This is a genomic window from Luteibacter sp. SVR4-7G, from assembly GCF_056755555.1.
The window spans coordinates 1-307 of sequence record NZ_JBPGXO010000107.1 but is presented as its reverse complement, the minus strand read 5'-3'; the positions used below and the strand labels follow the sequence as shown (position 1 = coordinate 307).

Sequence of the window (307 nt, the reverse complement as noted above, 5' to 3'; positions counted from 1 at the left end):
GGAAGAGTCGATGTACTACGAGCACAAGAAGCAACACGGCTCGCTTCCGCTCATCGGCGTGAATACCTTCCTGCCGAAGGATCACGGCGGCGAGATAGCGACGGAGATCGAGCTGATCCGCTCCACGGAGGAGGAAAAGGGCCAGCAGATCGACAATGTGCGGCTCTACGCCAAGGCCCGCAAACACCTGGCCCCGGACAGCCTGGTCATCCTGCAGAAGACCGCCCGCGATCGCCTCAACGTCTTCGAGCTGCTGATGGAAGCCGTGCAGCACAACTCCCTCGGCCAGATCATACACGCTCTGTAG

Annotated in this window: 1 protein-coding gene; it reads left to right on the top strand. The window is 60.6% G+C overall.

Annotation, left to right across the window (positions count from 1 at the left end):
- Nucleotides 1–307, top strand: a 307-nt coding sequence (locus ACR9ZH_RS18450; RefSeq protein WP_481292219.1) for a hypothetical protein, incomplete at its 5' end; no start/stop codon positions are given.